The sequence below is a fragment of the Chryseobacterium metallicongregator genome, assembly GCF_031324065.1.
GTDB classification, from domain to species: Bacteria; Bacteroidota; Bacteroidia; order Flavobacteriales; family Weeksellaceae; genus Chryseobacterium; species Chryseobacterium metallicongregator.
In genome coordinates this window covers 381630-396470 of record NZ_JAVIXS010000001.1, presented here as the reverse complement: position 1 = coordinate 396470, position 14841 = coordinate 381630, and the positions used below count along the sequence as shown (strand labels likewise).

The following is a 14841-nucleotide window of genomic DNA, read 5'->3' as shown; positions in this document are numbered from 1 at the left end:
TAATGTCGGAGGAGTCCATAACTTAAAAAATAATAATAAATTGATGATCAGCATGTAACGAAAGCGAAACGGCATATGTCTAATCTATATAATTAAACCTTTGACTTAACGATTATAAAAGATAAAACCCATTACTGATAGCCATGAAACGCCTTACCTTAACTTTATTATGCTTTGTTTCTTCTCTTTTGTCTGCTCAGGGATTGGGTAATAAAAAGGAAACAGCTGTTCATTCTTCGAAAAATAGAAGTTTGCTGTCCGTACATCAATCTATTGAACAGGAAACAAATAAAATATTCAATAAATTGGTGAATATCAGACGGGATTTTCATGAAAACCCAGAACTGGCAGGGAAGGAGACGCAAACTCAGGAAAAAATTAAGAAGTATCTGTTGGATCTGGGAATGGAAGTTCAAACAGAGAGTTACGGACGTAGTGTTGTAGGGATTCTGAAAGGAGGTAAGGCAGGAAAAAAAATTGCCTGGAGATCAGATATGGATGCCCTTCCGAATGATTATCCCGATCCTGAAATCTTCAAATCAAAAATAAAAGGAATTCAGCATGGTTGTGGTCATGATATCCATATGGCGATCGGATTGGGAATTGCTGAGGTTCTATCCAGAAATAAGAAAGAATTAAAAGGGACAGTTTATTTTATATTCCAGCCCGAAGAAGAAACTTTTAAAGGAGCAAAAGAAATGCTTCATAACGGATTGCTTTCCAAAATAAAACCAGATGAAATCTATGGATTGCATGTGACCGCTACACCTGTCGGGCAGATCATGGTGAAACCCAATGAAATGTTTGCTTATCAGAAGAGAATCAGGATTCAGTTAAAAAACGGATTGTCAGAAGAAGAGCTCAATGGGCTGGCAAAGAAGATCAGCAATTCATTATTCAGGACTTCTGACAGAGGCAAACCCTGGGAATTACAATCTATTGTTGATCCTAAAATTGGATTGACAAATCCTGATACTATTTTCAAAGATTATCTGTTCACAGACGGAAAATTCAACATTTTTTCCAAAAACAACGAATCATTTCTTGAAACGTACCTGTATGAGACGAATTCCTTTAATTTAGATAAAATAATTCCTACAGTTCAAAAAGTGATTGAAGACAGCGGGTATAAAGATCAGCTTCTTTCCGTTTCATTTGTTCAGGGAAATCCGACTATCGTCAATGATGAAAGACTGACCCGTTCAGCAACAGAAATTCTTCGGAATCTGTATGGCAAAAATGCAGTTGCTCCGGATTATGGTCAGGTTCCGTTTTTTAATGATGATTTTTCTTATTTTCAAGAAAAAATCCCAGGAGTGTACTTCTTCCTGGGTGGTTCCAATTTTGAAAAAGGTGTGATCGCTATGAATCATTCTCCCAATTTTCAGGTGGATGAAGAAAGTATCAGAATGGGAGTTAAAAGTTTTTCATCATTAATCATTGAACGTCTTAACAGAAACTAATTTTTCACTGCAATGGCATCAATCTCAAACAACATTCCTGGTAAGGCAAGTTGGCTTACAGGGATAAGCGTGCTAGTTGGCAGGAATGATTCTTTCCAAACTTTCTTGGCTTCCTCAGTCCATATCTGAAGTTTTTCCTGATTGTGGTCAACAATGAGAAGAGTAATTTTGACAATATTATCAAACGTCATAGAATGGTTTTGTAATACTATTTCAAGATTATTCAAAGCATCCTGAACCTGAGTTTTAAAGTCAGCTGCCAATGAATGGCTTTCTCCAACACCACCGCTTTGGCCGGATATAAAACATATTATGGAGGGAGATTCCACAGAAATACTGTGTGAGAAGCCATAAGGACTGGGATTGAATAATTCAGAGGGATTAATCAGTTTGGGTTGTTTATTGTTTTCCATAATCTTTCATTTAATAAAGTAAAAATGAGAGAAAAAAATCGAAAAAGTCTTTACATATGTTGAGAAAAATATTCTTTTAATTCTGTAAATATTGCTTTGGTATATCATTAAATTCTGATACAAAAAATGCTGTTCCTCTGAACAGCATTTTTAATTTTACTCTACAACAATACTTTCAATCCCTTTTTGCAAAGCTGTATCCTGGATAACCGGAACAGAAAGTCCTTCTGCACGGACAACGGAAATATCTGTCATTCCCATGAATCCAAGAGTTTGTTTTAAGTAAGGAACTACAAAGTCATAAGCTTGTCTTTCTCCTTCAGAATATACTCCGCCACTGGAAAAAGCAAGATATACTTTCTTATTTTTTACCAATCCTTCAGGACCATTTTCACTATAGCTAAATGTTTTTCCTGCTCTGGCAATATGATCGAGCCAGGATTTCAATGTAGATGTGATACTGAAATTGTAAAGAGGAGCTTCAATAATGATGATATCTGCTTCATGCAATTCATCAATTACCGTGTCTGAAAGTTTTACTGTTTCCAACTGCTCAGAAGTACGGTTTTCAGCGGGAGTAAAAAATGCATTGATATGCGTTTCTTCCAAATGAGGAAAAAGAGGATTGGCTAGATCGCGTTTTTTTAAAACACTGTCAGGATATTTGGTTGTAATTTTTTCTACAACAGCATTTCCCAGTTTTTTACTGATTGATGACTCGCTTCTTGGACTTGAAGTAATATGAAGTACTCGTTTCATTTTTATTTTTTTTAAAATTGATGTTTCAAAATTATTTATATTTACTAATAAAAAGATAGTAGTTACCGAAAGGTTAGTAATAACATTTAGGTTAGTAACAACAGAAAAAGAGACAATGGAAGAAGAAAAAATAGTGTATTCAAGGCCGCAATGCAGTACTCATCTGGCTGCTACAGAGGATGCTTTGTACGTTTTGGGAGGCAGGTGGACCATTCGGGTTATGATTGCTATTCTGGGTGGGCATACGCGCTTCAATGAACTTCAAAGAACCATCAGTGGTATTTCAGCAAGAGTATTATCCAGTGAATTAAAAAAGCTGGAGGTTAATCATTTGGTTGAAAGAACCGTTATTACGGATCAAAAGCCGGTGTTGGTAGAATATGTTCCCACAGAATACAGTGAGTCACTGAAAGAGGTTATTGCTGCACTGGCAGATTGGGGAGCAAAACATAAAAAGAAAATTACAGCCTGATATCAGGCTGGATGAGTAGTGTTGATATTAAAATATACCATGTTTTGGGGTATTTGATGGGTTACGGCATTGCTTGTGCTTTAAGTATTTTTTATTCAAATTAATAATAACAAGATGGTCATAAATGAAGACTTATTATTTTCTTACGGAGCCACTCTGGAAAACTATGAAGCAGGAGATGCTATCTTTCAGGAAGGTATCGCAGCAAAATATTATTTCCAGATCAGGCATGGTACTGTGAAACTGAATACCTTTTTGGAAGACGGAAAAGAATTTGTTCATGGGCTACCTTTTGATGGACATTGCATTGGTGAAAGCTACTTATTTACTGAACATCATTATGCCATTAATGCCATTGCTGTTACGCATTGTGAAATTATTAAAATTTCCAAAACTAAACTTCTCGAAATACTGCTGGAAAAGCCTGAATTAATGCTTGAAATTAATAAATATATGGCAGACAGGATGCATTTCAGGTTTATGATTTCCAGCTTTCTGGCAATTTCAGATCCTATCATAAAGCTCATGAAACTTTTTGATCATATTAAAAAATATTTCGGATTTGAAGAACCTTATTCATTTCTGGTTCCTTATACCAGACAGCAAATAGCAACCTTAACCGGTCTTCGCGTGGAGACGGTGATTCGATACGTCAAGAAAATGGAGGAGCAGAAGATGGTTAAAATTGAAAGTACCAAAATTTATTATTAGCTTTCATTCACATTATTGAGCTCTTTTATTATTTTAAAATTAAAACAGGCTGATGGGTGTTCTGGTAAATTCCTTCAGAAATACTTCTGCTTGCCAGATAATAGAGAAAGCTATGCTTACCCGGTAAAGCAATGATAAGGTCAGCTTCATTGGAGGTTGCAAAACTTAGAATACCATTGATGACATTTTCATCATGAGAATAATGAATACTGCTCGGAATTTCTGTTAAATGCTCACGGATATAATTTTCCAGTTCCCTTTTTTTGCCTTCATCCTCTTTTTCACTGGTGTTGATATTTAAAAATGACAGTCGTACATCTTGTTTATGAATAACAGATTTGTGGTGAAAAAGTCTCTCTAATCTTTTAATATCTTTTATATCACAGGGAATAAAGATATTTTTAATAGGAGTATAATGATAGCTGTTGGGTATAATTAAAGTCTTTACAGGGCTTGTTCTTGCAATACTTATAATATTGTCAGAAACAAAACTATCAGTGGATGAAGTCTGGTCATCACTGCCCAGAATAATCAGTTCCACAGACGGTTGGTTTTTTAAAAGCTCATTAATACTTCTGGTAAGAGTCCAATCACTTAAAACTCTGGAAACTTTAACTTCAGTTGACTTTTCTGTAATAATACTGCTTAGCTCATCAAATAATGATTCTGTTCTCTGCAGTAAAGTATTGACACTTTCTTCATTCACAAATGAATGCCCTTCTGCAATATGCAGATAATCAAACTCAGATTCTCCTGCTGTTTTGAGCAGGATGATGTTTTGATATTCGTAGGTTTTTGCCCAATCTGCGGCAATTCTTACTGCATTTTCCGTAGTTGATGTAAAATCAATGGGTACAAGGATTGTTCTCATATTGTATTATGTTTTGGTCCTGATTCTTCCAGGTTGGCTGTCATTTTTTTTACCAAAAGCAGTGCTTTAATGATCTCTTCTTCATGAATATCATCAGCTGCTTTTTTATAAAGATCCAATGCCCAGGGATAAACAGTTTCTACAATCTGTTTTCCTTTCGGAGTTAAAAAGATCTGCTTATTTCTCCGGTCGTTTTTATCAGCGATCCGTTCCACAAGGTTTCGTTTGACAAGACTGTTGATAAGATAGGTAATACTTGATTTGTCTTTGCTTACCTTATTTCCTATTTCCTGTTGGTTGATACCACTATTGCGTGAAAGCAATCCCAGGATTTCAATCAGTTCAAAAGACAGATCCGGATCATATTCATTAATAGTAGTCTGGATTTTCTGTCGAAGACGGCTTTTCATTTCACTCATTGCAAGGCCAAGCTCCAGAGCAAGTTCCGATATGTTATTCAGTTTTACGGACATACTTTTATAATAATATAGCAGGATAAGGTGTTTGTCAAAAGGATTTTAAACTGACTTATCCTAACAAATATACTGAAAATTAGTTTTAATTAAAACTAATTAATGATGAAATATTACATACCGAGTAAAAGGAAAAAGAAAGCTACAGGAACAGATTTTGTACTTTGATGATCACAGGCTTTTGAAAAGTATTAACTCAAAAATTAAAATAATGTCCACAATTGCATTAAAAAGAGTTTATGAAACTCCATCTCCGGGTGATGGATACCGTGTTCTGGTAGATCGGCTCTGGCCAAGAGGTCTTTCAAAAGAAAATGCTGATCTTGATGAATGGAATAAAGATCTTGCTCCGTCAACAGAATTAAGACTATGGTTTCATCACGATGTTGCGCTATGGAAAGAATTCTCAGAAAAATATAGGAAGGAACTTGATGAAAGTAATCTTGGGAAAGATTTTCTGAAACACCACAAGAAACAGGAAAAAATTACCTTGCTATATGCTGCTAAAGACGAAGAACATTGTCATGCGATTATTTTGAAAAAATACCTTGAGAGTATATCACAGGTATAAAAGAAGCAGAGATTAATTCCCTGCTTTTTCTTTTTTAACGGCCTGATGCATAATAAGGATAATTCCCAAAAGGAAACATGCAATGATTAGATAGCGCCAGGAGAGACCTTTTTGATCTGTTACCGTTCCGCTTACCGAAATGATAAAACTTGTTACAGAAGTGATTACGTATACCAATCCACCCATTAATCCACCGGCAGTTCCTGCATTTTTAGGAAAGTAAAGCATACTTGTCGTAAAAAAGGAGGTAAATAAAATTCCGGAACAGATGTGAATAAAAAATGCAAAAGGAATCATAATGAAAAGACTTTCTGTAAAATAGCTGGTGACGATCAAGGCTGAGATCAGAATCAGCTGAAGAAGGATGGGTTGTAAAATTCTTGGTTTAAAATCAAGAGTCAGTCTGCGTTTTCCAATAAACCCTCCAATCATCCATGAAAATCCTAAGATCAGTGTACAGTATCCAATAACTACAGGGGTAAAATGAAAGGTGTTTTCAATAATAAAAGGGCCTGTAATATTAAATAACATCACGATAGAATAGCTCAGTCCTAAGATAAAAATACCCAGCATGAAAATCCTGTTTTTAAGCATCATTTTGTAAAGGCTGATATTCTCTGAAAGATCCAGTTTCTTTTTCTGGGGAAGACTCTCTTCACTGAAGAACCATTCAAAAAGAAATAGAAATCCGGCATATCCGGCCAGAAAATAAAAATTAGCATGCCAGTTAAATATTTTCTCAAGATATCCTCCGAGGAAAGGAGCCAGAATAGGTCCGCAAGACCATACAATGGTAAAATAGCTCAGGTAATGTTTTACCCTTTCAGCATCATAAATATCCACAAAAATAGCACGAGTAGCCACAACAAGTACAGAAACCGCAGCTCCCTGAAGAATACGAAGCAGACAAATCAGTAAAATGCTGTTCGTCATCGTAATTAAAATACTGGTCAGGATCAATAGGAATAATGCTATCAATTTAGGACGATAGCGCCCGATGCTATCCAGAATTCCTCCAACAAACAACTGTGAAATCCCGTAACTAAGAAGATATGAAGTTAATGTAATCTGGATATCTTTTTCCGATACCATCATTTCTTTGGCCATAGAAGGAAATGATGGCAAATAAATATCTGTGACAAACCCTGAAAGCGGGATAGACACAAACGCCATAATAGTAATTAATCTGATTCGTTGCTCAGATGCTTCTCTCAACATATTCATTCATTTTTTACTATGCAAAAATAAGTCAAGAAATACAAAACTGAATTTTAAAAGACAAAGTAAAAATTACAAAAATCAAATATTAAGATAAATTCTTAAACTTTAATGGGGAAGTCCGGGCATGCTTTTTAAAGAAATTATTAAAATGTGCAGGCTGATCAAACCCTAAAGTATACCCTATCTGGGCAATATCCCAATTCGTATACTTCAGCAGATTTTTAGACTCTTCAAACATTTTTTCCTTAATGATCTGAGTTGTAGTAAGGTGTGTTACAGATTTTACGGAAGAGTTCAAATGATTGACGTGTACATTCAGATGCTCTGCAAAATCGGAAGGCGTCTTTAGCGCAAGAGGATAAGCAGGGGAATCCAAAGGAAACTGTTTATTGAGTAATTCATCAAAAAGTTTGTACAGACGAACATTGGCAGGAAGTTCATTGGGATTGATGTCTTCCACACGGTTTTCCAATGCCAGATGCATAACAGAAGCAAGATTACTTTTGATGCTGCTGCAGCGGAAAGGGTAGGTAGAGTTATTCATTCTGTAAATCTGATCAAAATAAAGAGTGGCTAATTGGGTCTGTTCTTCCGTCAGAAAAACAACCGGTTTGCTCCATTCCTTGAACATTGAAGTCTTTTTAAACAGATTAAATTCTGAATTTCCATTAAAAAATTCCTGATTAAACAGACAGAAATATCCTTCCTGTACATCGCTTTCACATTCCCAGGAATAAGGAATGCTTGGAGAAGGGAAGAATAGGGCAGGACCATCTATAAACAGCTGATGTGAACCATAATGGATCGTGCCTTTTCCGATGATGAAGCTGATTTTATAATAATCACGACGGTTGTAAGGGCTTTTAAAGCTGCAGTATCTTCGCATCGAAATGTTGAAATGAGATTTTCCGGTTTCAAAATCCTCAGAATCAAACATTTTAATCTGATTGTTACGGATACGTCTGTAATAATCTTCTATCGTTTCCAGCTGATCACTCATAGGTAAAAATTATAAAAATCAAAGATAGGTAAACAATTGCTTACATAAAATGATTTTAAGTGAGATAATAAAAATAAGAACTATAGTCTTTCTCAATATCAATAATATGAAAGGAAGAACTACTATATAAGCATACACAAATACCTGTACGATTTGCCATTAAGAACTAACTTTTATTGATTTCCAATTCCAAAATGTGGGAAGGCATTTGAAAAGGGCCAGTCTTCGAACTTTCCGCAGTTATAAAACCACACTCGTTTAAAAAACCAGTAAGCGGATCATGATCCAGTATATTGATCCAAATAATATCTGTGAAACTTACTGCAGATCTGCATTTTTTCCAAAGAGAATCTCTTGTTTCCGGAGTGTCAAACTCTGAAAGAATTACAAAACTTATTTCTGTTGCTCTTTTTCCATCTGGAATTCCTGAATGCAGAGAACCGCTTTTTATAATACTGTATCCAACAGGTTTCTGATTGGCATAAGTCATGATCAGCTGGTTGGAAAGATCATTCAGATCATTGATCATCTTTCTCGGATCAATTTCTTGCTGAATATATTTTTTTATGTGTTCTTCGCTTACAAACTCTTTGTGCAATCTATAAACGGAAGAATCTATAATGGTTATAAGATCAGAAATTCCCTCTTCAGAACCTACTGTAAATTTTGAAATGATATCCATGGGATTTTTTTTTATTCAAAATTATAAGATTAATCCGTTCAAAAGGGGTACAGTTCGCTAAAATATAATCGGTACAGAAAGGTATTTTTGTAAATTTGTTCAGTACAGTTGAAGTGCTATGATGAAACCTTATAAGTACGAAGTTTTTACGGCTGAAATAGAGAAGCAGATCTACAGTGGAATTTTACAGGAAAATGACAGGCTTCCATCCGTTCGTTACATCAAAGAAAAATACAAACTGAGTACAAGCTCTGTACAAAGTGGATTTGAATACCTTATGATTAAAGGGTTGGTCAGGAGTAATCCTCGGTCTGGCTATTTTGTCACAGGAATCCAGGAGGAGAATATTCCGGAAGCAAAAGTTAAACTTCCAACCGTAGTGAGGGATGAAGTATTTATGAAAAATATGATGCTTACTTCCAAAAGAACTTCAGAATTCAGCTCTTTCAATACGGTGGTGCCCGGAGATCTTCTGATTCCGCAAAAGCTTATTCTCAGAACAATGCAGGAAGTCATTCGCGAGAAGGGAGCGGCACTGCTCAGATATTATCCTTCAAACGGTTTGGAAGCACTGAGGAAGCATATTGCAAAACAAATGGGAACCTATGGCTGTGCATTAAACCCTGAAGAAATAATTATTACTGATGGTGCTTTGCAGGCACTTACAATTGCTTTAAAATCAGTTACAAAATCTGGTGATGTGGTCGCTGTTGACAGTCCCTGCGTGTTTTCTGTATTGGAAGTGCTTGCTCATCTCGAACTAAAAGTCATTGAGATTCCTGTGCATTATAAAACAGGCTTTGATACTGAATATTTTCAAAAGATCTGTAAGGAAAATAAAATCTGCGCTCTTGTCACGACTCCCAATTTTCACAATCCCACAGGTGTTGTAATGAATGATGAAACAAAAAAAGAAATTCTGAGCATCGCAGGAATTCATCAGTTCTGTATTATTGAGAATGATATGTATTCCGATCTTTATTTTGGAGAACAAAGACCGCGAAGTATCAAAAGTTTTGATAAAAAGGGAATCGTGATGACGTATTCATCCTTTTCAAAGACGTTAGCTCCAGGGGTTCGTTTAGGCTGGTTACATGCCGGAAGTTTTTATGCAAAATCTGAAAGAGTAAGATTTGCTTTAGGACGTACAGTTTCTCCCATTTATCAGGAACTGGTGTTGAAACTGCTGCAGGGGAGTCGTTATGAAAGACATCTCCGTTCATTTCGGAAAAAGCTCAATCAGCAGGCTGTTCAGGTATTGGAAGCATTAAGGAAATTCTTTCCGGAAGAGGCTTATTTTCATAGACCACTGGGAGGTTACAGCATTTGGGGACAGCTTCCGGAAAATATGGATATGAAAAGATTTTATCAGTATTGTGAGTTGCATCAGATTTTATTTACTCCCGGAGACACGTTTTCCTTCACAGACAAATACCATTACCATTTCAGGATTGTTTTTGCCGAAAGAATTACTTCTGAAAGCATTATTTTATTAAAAAATGCAGGCAAGAGAGCAAAAGAACTACAGTTTTGAACGGTTAAAAATAATTAAGTATGATAAGGAAATCAAATGACTTTGTTAATAAACTTTTTTAAGACAATCTCGTTTGCTGTTTTTGTTGATTCTTATTGATTCTGAGTGGTTTATTTAAATATTGATTTCTTCTGTATATAAACCCCAGATACGTGGCTGATTTTCTACAATAATTTGATTTTATTTTAAAAATTAAATTGAATTTAAGAAAGACTTAGAAAAAATGATTAAATCCACTATTTTTTTTCAACACAATTAGGCTGGAATCACCATAAAACCTATATTTGCAGCCTAAATTTTTAAATAAATGAAAGAACTAATTGAAAAAATCAACGCAGAATTTGAAGCGTTCACAACTGAGGCAAACCAACAAGCGGAAAAAGGAAACAAAGCAGCTGGTACAAGAGCACGTAAAGCAGCTTTAGAACTAAGCAAATTGTTCAAAGAATTCAGAAAAGTTTCTGTAGAAGAAGCTAAGAAATAATTCACCTTTAGCCGGCTTTTGAAGCCGGTTTTTTTATTTCCGGAATACAAAAAGTGTTTTAATATGAAAGATGTTAAAAATCCCCAGTTTTAGAATGTATTTTGCGGAAATTAAGTATTTAATGTTAAATAGTATTAAAGTGTACTAAACTTCTGTTCTTCTATGTACTTCCAGGTCTATATTTGTGTTATTAATTAAAACTAATATTACAAATAACCATGAAGTCCTATTATCTTCTATTCATTTTCTTTTTCGGTTTTTTTTCTGCACAGAAATTAAGAGTAGTGGATTCCGAAAACGGAAATCCTATTCCCAATGCAAGAATTATCCTTCAGGATCAAATCATTTATACCAATGAAGATGGTTTTGCTCCAGTAAACTCAGATGCTGTCAATTTTGAAATTTCTGCTTCAGGTTTTCAAAAAGAGAAAATACAAGCCTATAACGCTCAGGTAAAACTTAAACCTGTCTATAAAAATATCGATGAGATCAAAATCATCAATGTAGACATCAAAAAAATATTTGAAGACATCAATAAAAATTATCATAAAAAATATTATGATGATCCTTCTCTTTATGACATTGTATATAAGGAAAAAGGCTTTGATAATAATAAGCTCTACTTTCTGGTCATTGCGGAAGCCAAGTTCTGGAGTAAAAATAACCAATATAATTTTAAAGATGGTTTTCGTAAAAACTATGATGAAATCCTTCAGATGCAGCTGAATAACGTTAAATACCTGAAGAAAGTAAATACTGATAGTATTTTCACGGGAAAAACCAATGAGTTTTCACATGAATATCTAGGAAACCTCTTTCTGAATTATGAACTTTACAGAACACTTCAGCATTTGAGAATGAAGGATTGTAAATATACCGGAAGGTTGATTTTTGAGGAAGGCGATGAACAGTTGATTACCTTTAAAATAGAGTCAGTAAGAGGAATTCAGATGAAAGGTGAATTTAAATATAATAAAGCTGATAAAGTGATTACTTATTTTGAAACGCATTATTATCAGACAGATTTTCCTACCATGAAGAAAACTACAACAGATGGAAGAGAATTTCAATACAAACTTGGTGATGCCACATTAATTTTTGATTTTTATAAGAAAGACGGTGTCTATGTACCTGCATTGACGAAGCTGGAAGGAGATGGTTTTACCGTTTTTTATAAAGATGAGACCCATGTAAGGAAATTCAGTCGTGAAATTATCTATACTACTTTTACCAAAACCAATAAGAAAGGACTTAATCCGAAGGTTGATTTTAATATCAGTATCTGGAATAATGTTCCTGTAAATGAAAAAAAAGCTGGGATAACACTGCTTTCCAAAGAGGAACAGGCGTTTCTCAATGAAAAATAAAGTGTCATTTCTAAAGACCGCAAGACTGTCGTATTGATGGTCTTTTTTTATTAATTATGGTTGCTTTTAGAATTTTATTATTGCTTTTGGATAAAACTGTTGATAATATAATTGAAAAACCTCTTTTTTAGGCTTAATCCTTCACTATCTCCCTAATTTCTTTTATCTTTAAACCAATCAATAAATAGTATGAGGATAAATAGATTTTTTGCAGTTCCTGCAGTAGTGCTGGCTGCCCAGTTTTCATGGGCTCAGGTAAAGGTTGACCCAAAAGAAAGGCTTAACCCTATCGTAAAAAGTTTTGTAGATGAAGTAAATAATAATTCCCAGCTGGAAAACCTTGCGTCGGAGCTGCTAGATGGGATCGGCCCCCGTCTTGTAGGAACTCCCGAAATGCTACAGGCAAACGAATGGAGTGCCAATAAACTTCGTTCTTGGGGAATAGAGGCTAATCTTCAACAATTCGGAACATGGAAAGGATGGCAGAGAGGAACGACTCATGTTGATATGACATATCCTCGTGTAAAATCTCTTTCAGCAACACAACTTGCATGGAGTCCGGCTACTAAAAAAGCAATTGAAGCCGAAGTGATTATCCTTCCAAAAGTGTCTTCTAAAGCTGAATTTGACCAGTGGCTTCCTTCCGCGAAAGGAAAAATTGTGCTGATGGCACAGTACCAGAAAATCGGTCGTTCTGATGAACAAATCAAAGAATTTGCAACACCTGAATTGTATGAAAAGCTTAAAGCGGAAAAAGAACAGGCTGCCAAAGATTTTGCTGCTTATATAAAGAATGTCGGTTATGATAACAACAGTCTTCCTGAAGCTTTAGAGAAAGCTGGAGCGGCAGGTATTGTCATTTCAAACTGGACTGGTATCATGGGAGCTAACAGAATATTCGGAGCGAAAACTAGTAAAATTCCAATGATCGATATCGATGTGGAAGACTATGGAATGCTTTACAGAATGGCAGAAAAAGGAACTCAGCCTAAAATAAAAATTGATGCTCAATCCAAAATACTTCCTGAAGCCAAAAGCTTCAATACAATCGGAATGATCAAAGGAAAGGAAAAACCGGATGAATATGTGATCCTTTCAGCTCACCTTGACTCATGGGATGGAGCGCAGGGAGCTACGGATAATGGAACCGGAACAATCACCATGCTCGAAACAATGAGGATTCTGAAGAAATATTATCCGAATAATAAAAGAACTATTGTAATCGGGCTTTGGGGAAGCGAAGAGCAGGGATTAAACGGATCGAGAGGTTTCGTAATGGATAATCCTCAGATTATTAAAGGGGTACAGGCTGCTTTTAATCAGGATAATGGAACCGGACGTGTTGTGAACATCAGCGGTCAGGGATTTGTAAAAGCTTATGATTACGTAGGAAGATGGCTTGACGGTGTTCCCAAAGCAGTAAGAAGCCATATCAAAACTGACTTTCCGGGGATGCCTGGCGGAGGAGGTTCTGACCATGCTTCATTTGTGGCAGCAGGAGTACCCGGAATTTCTTTAGGTTCTCTGAACTGGGGATATTTCGGATATACGTGGCATACAACGAAAGATACTTATGACAAGATCGTTTTTGATGAAGTAAAAAATAATGTGATTTTAACGGCAGCATTAGCCTATATGGCTTCCGAAGATCCTGAATTTAGCGACAGGGAAAAAAGAGTAATGCCTCGGGATGAAAAAGGAGAGGTCGTAAAATGGTCGGAAGTAAAAGAACCTAGAAGAAGTTCTAAAGATTACAAATAGGTATTCTTTATTTGAAACAGATAAAAGATTAGATATATGGGGTGGAACAGAGATATTAATTCAGGATAATTTTAAATTTCTCTGAATATATAACAGTAAAGCCCTATAATTTATCCTATTCTTTTTTTGCCGTTATTGGCTAAAAACATTTATTTATCTAGTTGAATAATATATGTTTTAGCCAATGATGGCATTTTTTATTATGAATTTCCTAAGAAATGGAATATTCCTTACTATCTAAATAAGAAAGAGATAATATTCTTTTATCCTCTGTATAAAATATATTCTTAAAATAAAAAGTATAATATTTTTAAATACAGATAAATTTCATAATAACGGTATATGAGTGTGAATTGATTAAATACTGAATAAAGTTTTCCATTTCGCAACGGTGTTACGACTTAATTTAAAATGTAGGGCAAGCTGCGTATTATTAAGATAATTCTTTTTTTGATATTCAAGAATTTTGAATATCGTTTCCTTATTGTAAGAACGATGGGACTGATTAGACTTAATGTTCTGATTATAACTAAATATGATCCTATTGATTTCTATTACATCAAACGCTGATAGATTTTTCTTCGATAAAATTTTTGCACATTCATGCTTTTTCTCCGGATATTTCAGGTCAACAAGATCACTGTAAATCTTTTTGTAATCCGGAGTATTTGAATGAGGTTGTCTTGGATTGTCCATTTGTATTATATTGATGTTTATTTTTTATTTTATAGCCCTATGTAGGAGCTGCAGTTGAAACATAATAAATACTAGAGTTTATAAATTAATTAAAGAACGAGGGATCTCTAATAAATTGTAAGAATACTTTAAAATTTTAAAATAATATGGTAAGACTATTTTTTTAAAATCTTACATAGAGTTTTATTCTTTATGTGGTTTACAACTCTAGTATTTGATCCTTAATACTAGCAAAACAGCATGCTAAGCTAATAAGAAGTATGTAGTTTGTGTTTTGTGTAAAATTATATTTTTTGTTCTATACACTGCAAAATTTTGAATACATCAGGTGTACATCTTTTGCTAAAAATCAAAAAAAGTTAA

Annotated in this window: 16 protein-coding genes; 8 read left to right on the top strand and 8 right to left on the bottom strand. The window is 34.8% G+C overall.

The genetic code is table 11. The features are described 5' to 3' along the window. The first annotated feature begins 143 nt into the window (after positions 1–143). Complete coding sequence (locus tag REB14_RS01860; RefSeq protein WP_309521333.1) at positions 144–1463, top strand: M20 metallopeptidase family protein; 1320 nt, start codon at positions 144–146, stop codon at positions 1461–1463. Here the strand turns inward: REB14_RS01860 and REB14_RS01855 are convergent. Together REB14_RS01855 and REB14_RS01850 are read right to left on the bottom strand one after the other, a co-directional pair. After that, positions 1460–1876 carry a RidA family protein gene (locus tag REB14_RS01855; RefSeq protein WP_309521332.1) on the bottom strand — a complete coding sequence of 139 codons (417 nt, stop codon included), beginning with the start codon at positions 1874–1876 and terminating at the stop codon, positions 1460–1462. The genes REB14_RS01860 and REB14_RS01855 overlap by 4 nt on opposite strands. A gap of 156 nt (positions 1877–2032) precedes the next feature. After that, positions 2033–2635: an FMN-dependent NADH-azoreductase gene (locus tag REB14_RS01850; RefSeq protein ID WP_309521331.1), complete on the bottom strand. Its 603-nt coding sequence runs from the start codon at positions 2633–2635 to the stop codon at positions 2033–2035. Positions 2636–2750: 115 nt separating this feature from the next. Between REB14_RS01850 and REB14_RS01845 the strand changes: the two genes are divergently transcribed. Both REB14_RS01845 and REB14_RS01840 read left to right on the top strand, forming a co-directional pair. Then, positions 2751–3107, top strand: coding sequence for a winged helix-turn-helix transcriptional regulator (locus REB14_RS01845; RefSeq protein ID WP_079242004.1), 357 nt, complete (start codon positions 2751–2753; stop codon positions 3105–3107). A gap of 114 nt (positions 3108–3221) precedes the next feature. Further along, a complete protein-coding gene (locus REB14_RS01840) occupies positions 3222–3818 on the top strand; it encodes a Crp/Fnr family transcriptional regulator (protein WP_309521330.1) in 597 nt (198 codons plus the stop codon). Between the two features lie 28 nt (positions 3819–3846). Here REB14_RS01840 and REB14_RS01835 read toward each other — a convergent pair whose 3' ends face one another. Together REB14_RS01835 and REB14_RS01830 are read right to left on the bottom strand one after the other, a co-directional pair. After that, positions 3847–4689: a universal stress protein gene (locus tag REB14_RS01835; RefSeq protein WP_079242002.1), complete on the bottom strand. Its 843-nt coding sequence runs from the start codon at positions 4687–4689 to the stop codon at positions 3847–3849. Further along, a complete protein-coding gene (locus tag REB14_RS01830; protein ID WP_309521329.1) occupies positions 4686–5162 on the bottom strand; it encodes a MarR family winged helix-turn-helix transcriptional regulator in 477 nt (158 codons plus the stop codon). Before REB14_RS01830 ends, REB14_RS01835 begins: the two co-directional genes overlap by 4 nt. A 211-nt stretch (positions 5163–5373) precedes the next feature. Between REB14_RS01830 and REB14_RS01825 the strand changes: the two genes are divergently transcribed. Beyond that, positions 5374–5733 (top strand): DUF488 domain-containing protein, encoded by a 360-nt coding sequence (locus REB14_RS01825; protein WP_079242000.1) that lies wholly within the window; start codon positions 5374–5376, stop codon positions 5731–5733. A 12-nt stretch (positions 5734–5745) separates the two neighbouring features. On the opposite strand, the gene REB14_RS01820 is transcribed toward REB14_RS01825, so the two are convergent. The 3 genes from REB14_RS01820 to REB14_RS01810 form a co-directional block, all read right to left on the bottom strand. Further along, the gene (locus REB14_RS01820) at positions 5746–6951 is read right to left on the bottom strand and encodes an MFS transporter (protein ID WP_079241999.1); all 1206 of its coding nucleotides are present in this window, start codon (positions 6949–6951) and stop codon (positions 5746–5748) included. A gap of 88 nt (positions 6952–7039) precedes the next feature. Then, entirely contained in the window at positions 7040–7954 is a 915-nt protein-coding gene (locus tag REB14_RS01815) for a helix-turn-helix domain-containing protein (RefSeq protein WP_079241998.1), read from the bottom strand. 166 nt (positions 7955–8120) lie between these two features. Beyond that, positions 8121–8636: a hypothetical protein gene (locus REB14_RS01810; RefSeq protein WP_309521328.1), complete on the bottom strand. Its 516-nt coding sequence runs from the start codon at positions 8634–8636 to the stop codon at positions 8121–8123. Positions 8637–8754: 118 nt separating this feature from the next. Here REB14_RS01810 and REB14_RS01805 point away from each other — a divergent pair, with 118 nt between their 5' ends. From REB14_RS01805 to REB14_RS01790, 4 genes are all read left to right on the top strand, one after another. Further along, the gene (locus REB14_RS01805) at positions 8755–10170 is read left to right on the top strand and encodes an aminotransferase-like domain-containing protein (protein WP_309521327.1); all 1416 of its coding nucleotides are present in this window, start codon (positions 8755–8757) and stop codon (positions 10168–10170) included. A gap of 307 nt (positions 10171–10477) precedes the next feature. Continuing rightward, entirely contained in the window at positions 10478–10654 is a 177-nt protein-coding gene (locus REB14_RS01800; RefSeq protein ID WP_002978882.1) for a histone H1, read from the top strand. A gap of 218 nt (positions 10655–10872) precedes the next feature. Next, positions 10873–12021 (top strand): carboxypeptidase-like regulatory domain-containing protein, encoded by a 1149-nt coding sequence (locus REB14_RS01795; RefSeq protein ID WP_309521326.1) that lies wholly within the window; start codon positions 10873–10875, stop codon positions 12019–12021. 189 nt (positions 12022–12210) lie between these two features. Beyond that, entirely contained in the window at positions 12211–13782 is a 1572-nt protein-coding gene (locus REB14_RS01790; protein WP_079241994.1) for a M28 family peptidase, read from the top strand. A 357-nt stretch (positions 13783–14139) separates the two neighbouring features. On the opposite strand, the gene REB14_RS01785 is transcribed toward REB14_RS01790, so the two are convergent. Continuing rightward, positions 14140–14478, bottom strand: coding sequence for a transposase (locus REB14_RS01785; RefSeq protein WP_079241993.1), 339 nt, complete (start codon positions 14476–14478; stop codon positions 14140–14142). Positions 14479–14841: the final 363 nt, after the last annotated feature.

Bases quoted from the DNA above. Each gene is read 5' to 3' on its own strand.
- REB14_RS01860 (WP_309521333.1), top strand. From the start codon at position 144: ATGAAACGCCTTACCTTAACTTTATTATGCTTTGTTTCTTCTCTTTTG.
- REB14_RS01855 (WP_309521332.1), bottom strand. From the start codon at position 1,876: ATGGAAAACAATAAACAACCCAAACTGATTAATCCCTCTGAATTATTC.
- REB14_RS01850 (WP_309521331.1), bottom strand. From the start codon at position 2,635: ATGAAACGAGTACTTCATATTACTTCAAGTCCAAGAAGCGAGTCATCA.
- REB14_RS01845 (WP_079242004.1), top strand. From the start codon at position 2,751: ATGGAAGAAGAAAAAATAGTGTATTCAAGGCCGCAATGCAGTACTCAT.
- REB14_RS01840 (WP_309521330.1), top strand. From the start codon at position 3,222: ATGGTCATAAATGAAGACTTATTATTTTCTTACGGAGCCACTCTGGAA.
- REB14_RS01835 (WP_079242002.1), bottom strand. From the start codon at position 4,689: ATGAGAACAATCCTTGTACCCATTGATTTTACATCAACTACGGAAAAT.
- REB14_RS01830 (WP_309521329.1), bottom strand. From the start codon at position 5,162: ATGTCCGTAAAACTGAATAACATATCGGAACTTGCTCTGGAGCTTGGC.
- REB14_RS01825 (WP_079242000.1), top strand. From the start codon at position 5,374: ATGTCCACAATTGCATTAAAAAGAGTTTATGAAACTCCATCTCCGGGT.
- REB14_RS01820 (WP_079241999.1), bottom strand. From the start codon at position 6,951: ATGTTGAGAGAAGCATCTGAGCAACGAATCAGATTAATTACTATTATG.
- REB14_RS01815 (WP_079241998.1), bottom strand. From the start codon at position 7,954: ATGAGTGATCAGCTGGAAACGATAGAAGATTATTACAGACGTATCCGT.
- REB14_RS01810 (WP_309521328.1), bottom strand. From the start codon at position 8,636: ATGGATATCATTTCAAAATTTACAGTAGGTTCTGAAGAGGGAATTTCT.
- REB14_RS01805 (WP_309521327.1), top strand. From the start codon at position 8,755: ATGATGAAACCTTATAAGTACGAAGTTTTTACGGCTGAAATAGAGAAG.
- REB14_RS01800 (WP_002978882.1), top strand. From the start codon at position 10,478: ATGAAAGAACTAATTGAAAAAATCAACGCAGAATTTGAAGCGTTCACA.
- REB14_RS01795 (WP_309521326.1), top strand. From the start codon at position 10,873: ATGAAGTCCTATTATCTTCTATTCATTTTCTTTTTCGGTTTTTTTTCT.
- REB14_RS01790 (WP_079241994.1), top strand. From the start codon at position 12,211: ATGAGGATAAATAGATTTTTTGCAGTTCCTGCAGTAGTGCTGGCTGCC.
- REB14_RS01785 (WP_079241993.1), bottom strand. From the start codon at position 14,478: ATGGACAATCCAAGACAACCTCATTCAAATACTCCGGATTACAAAAAG.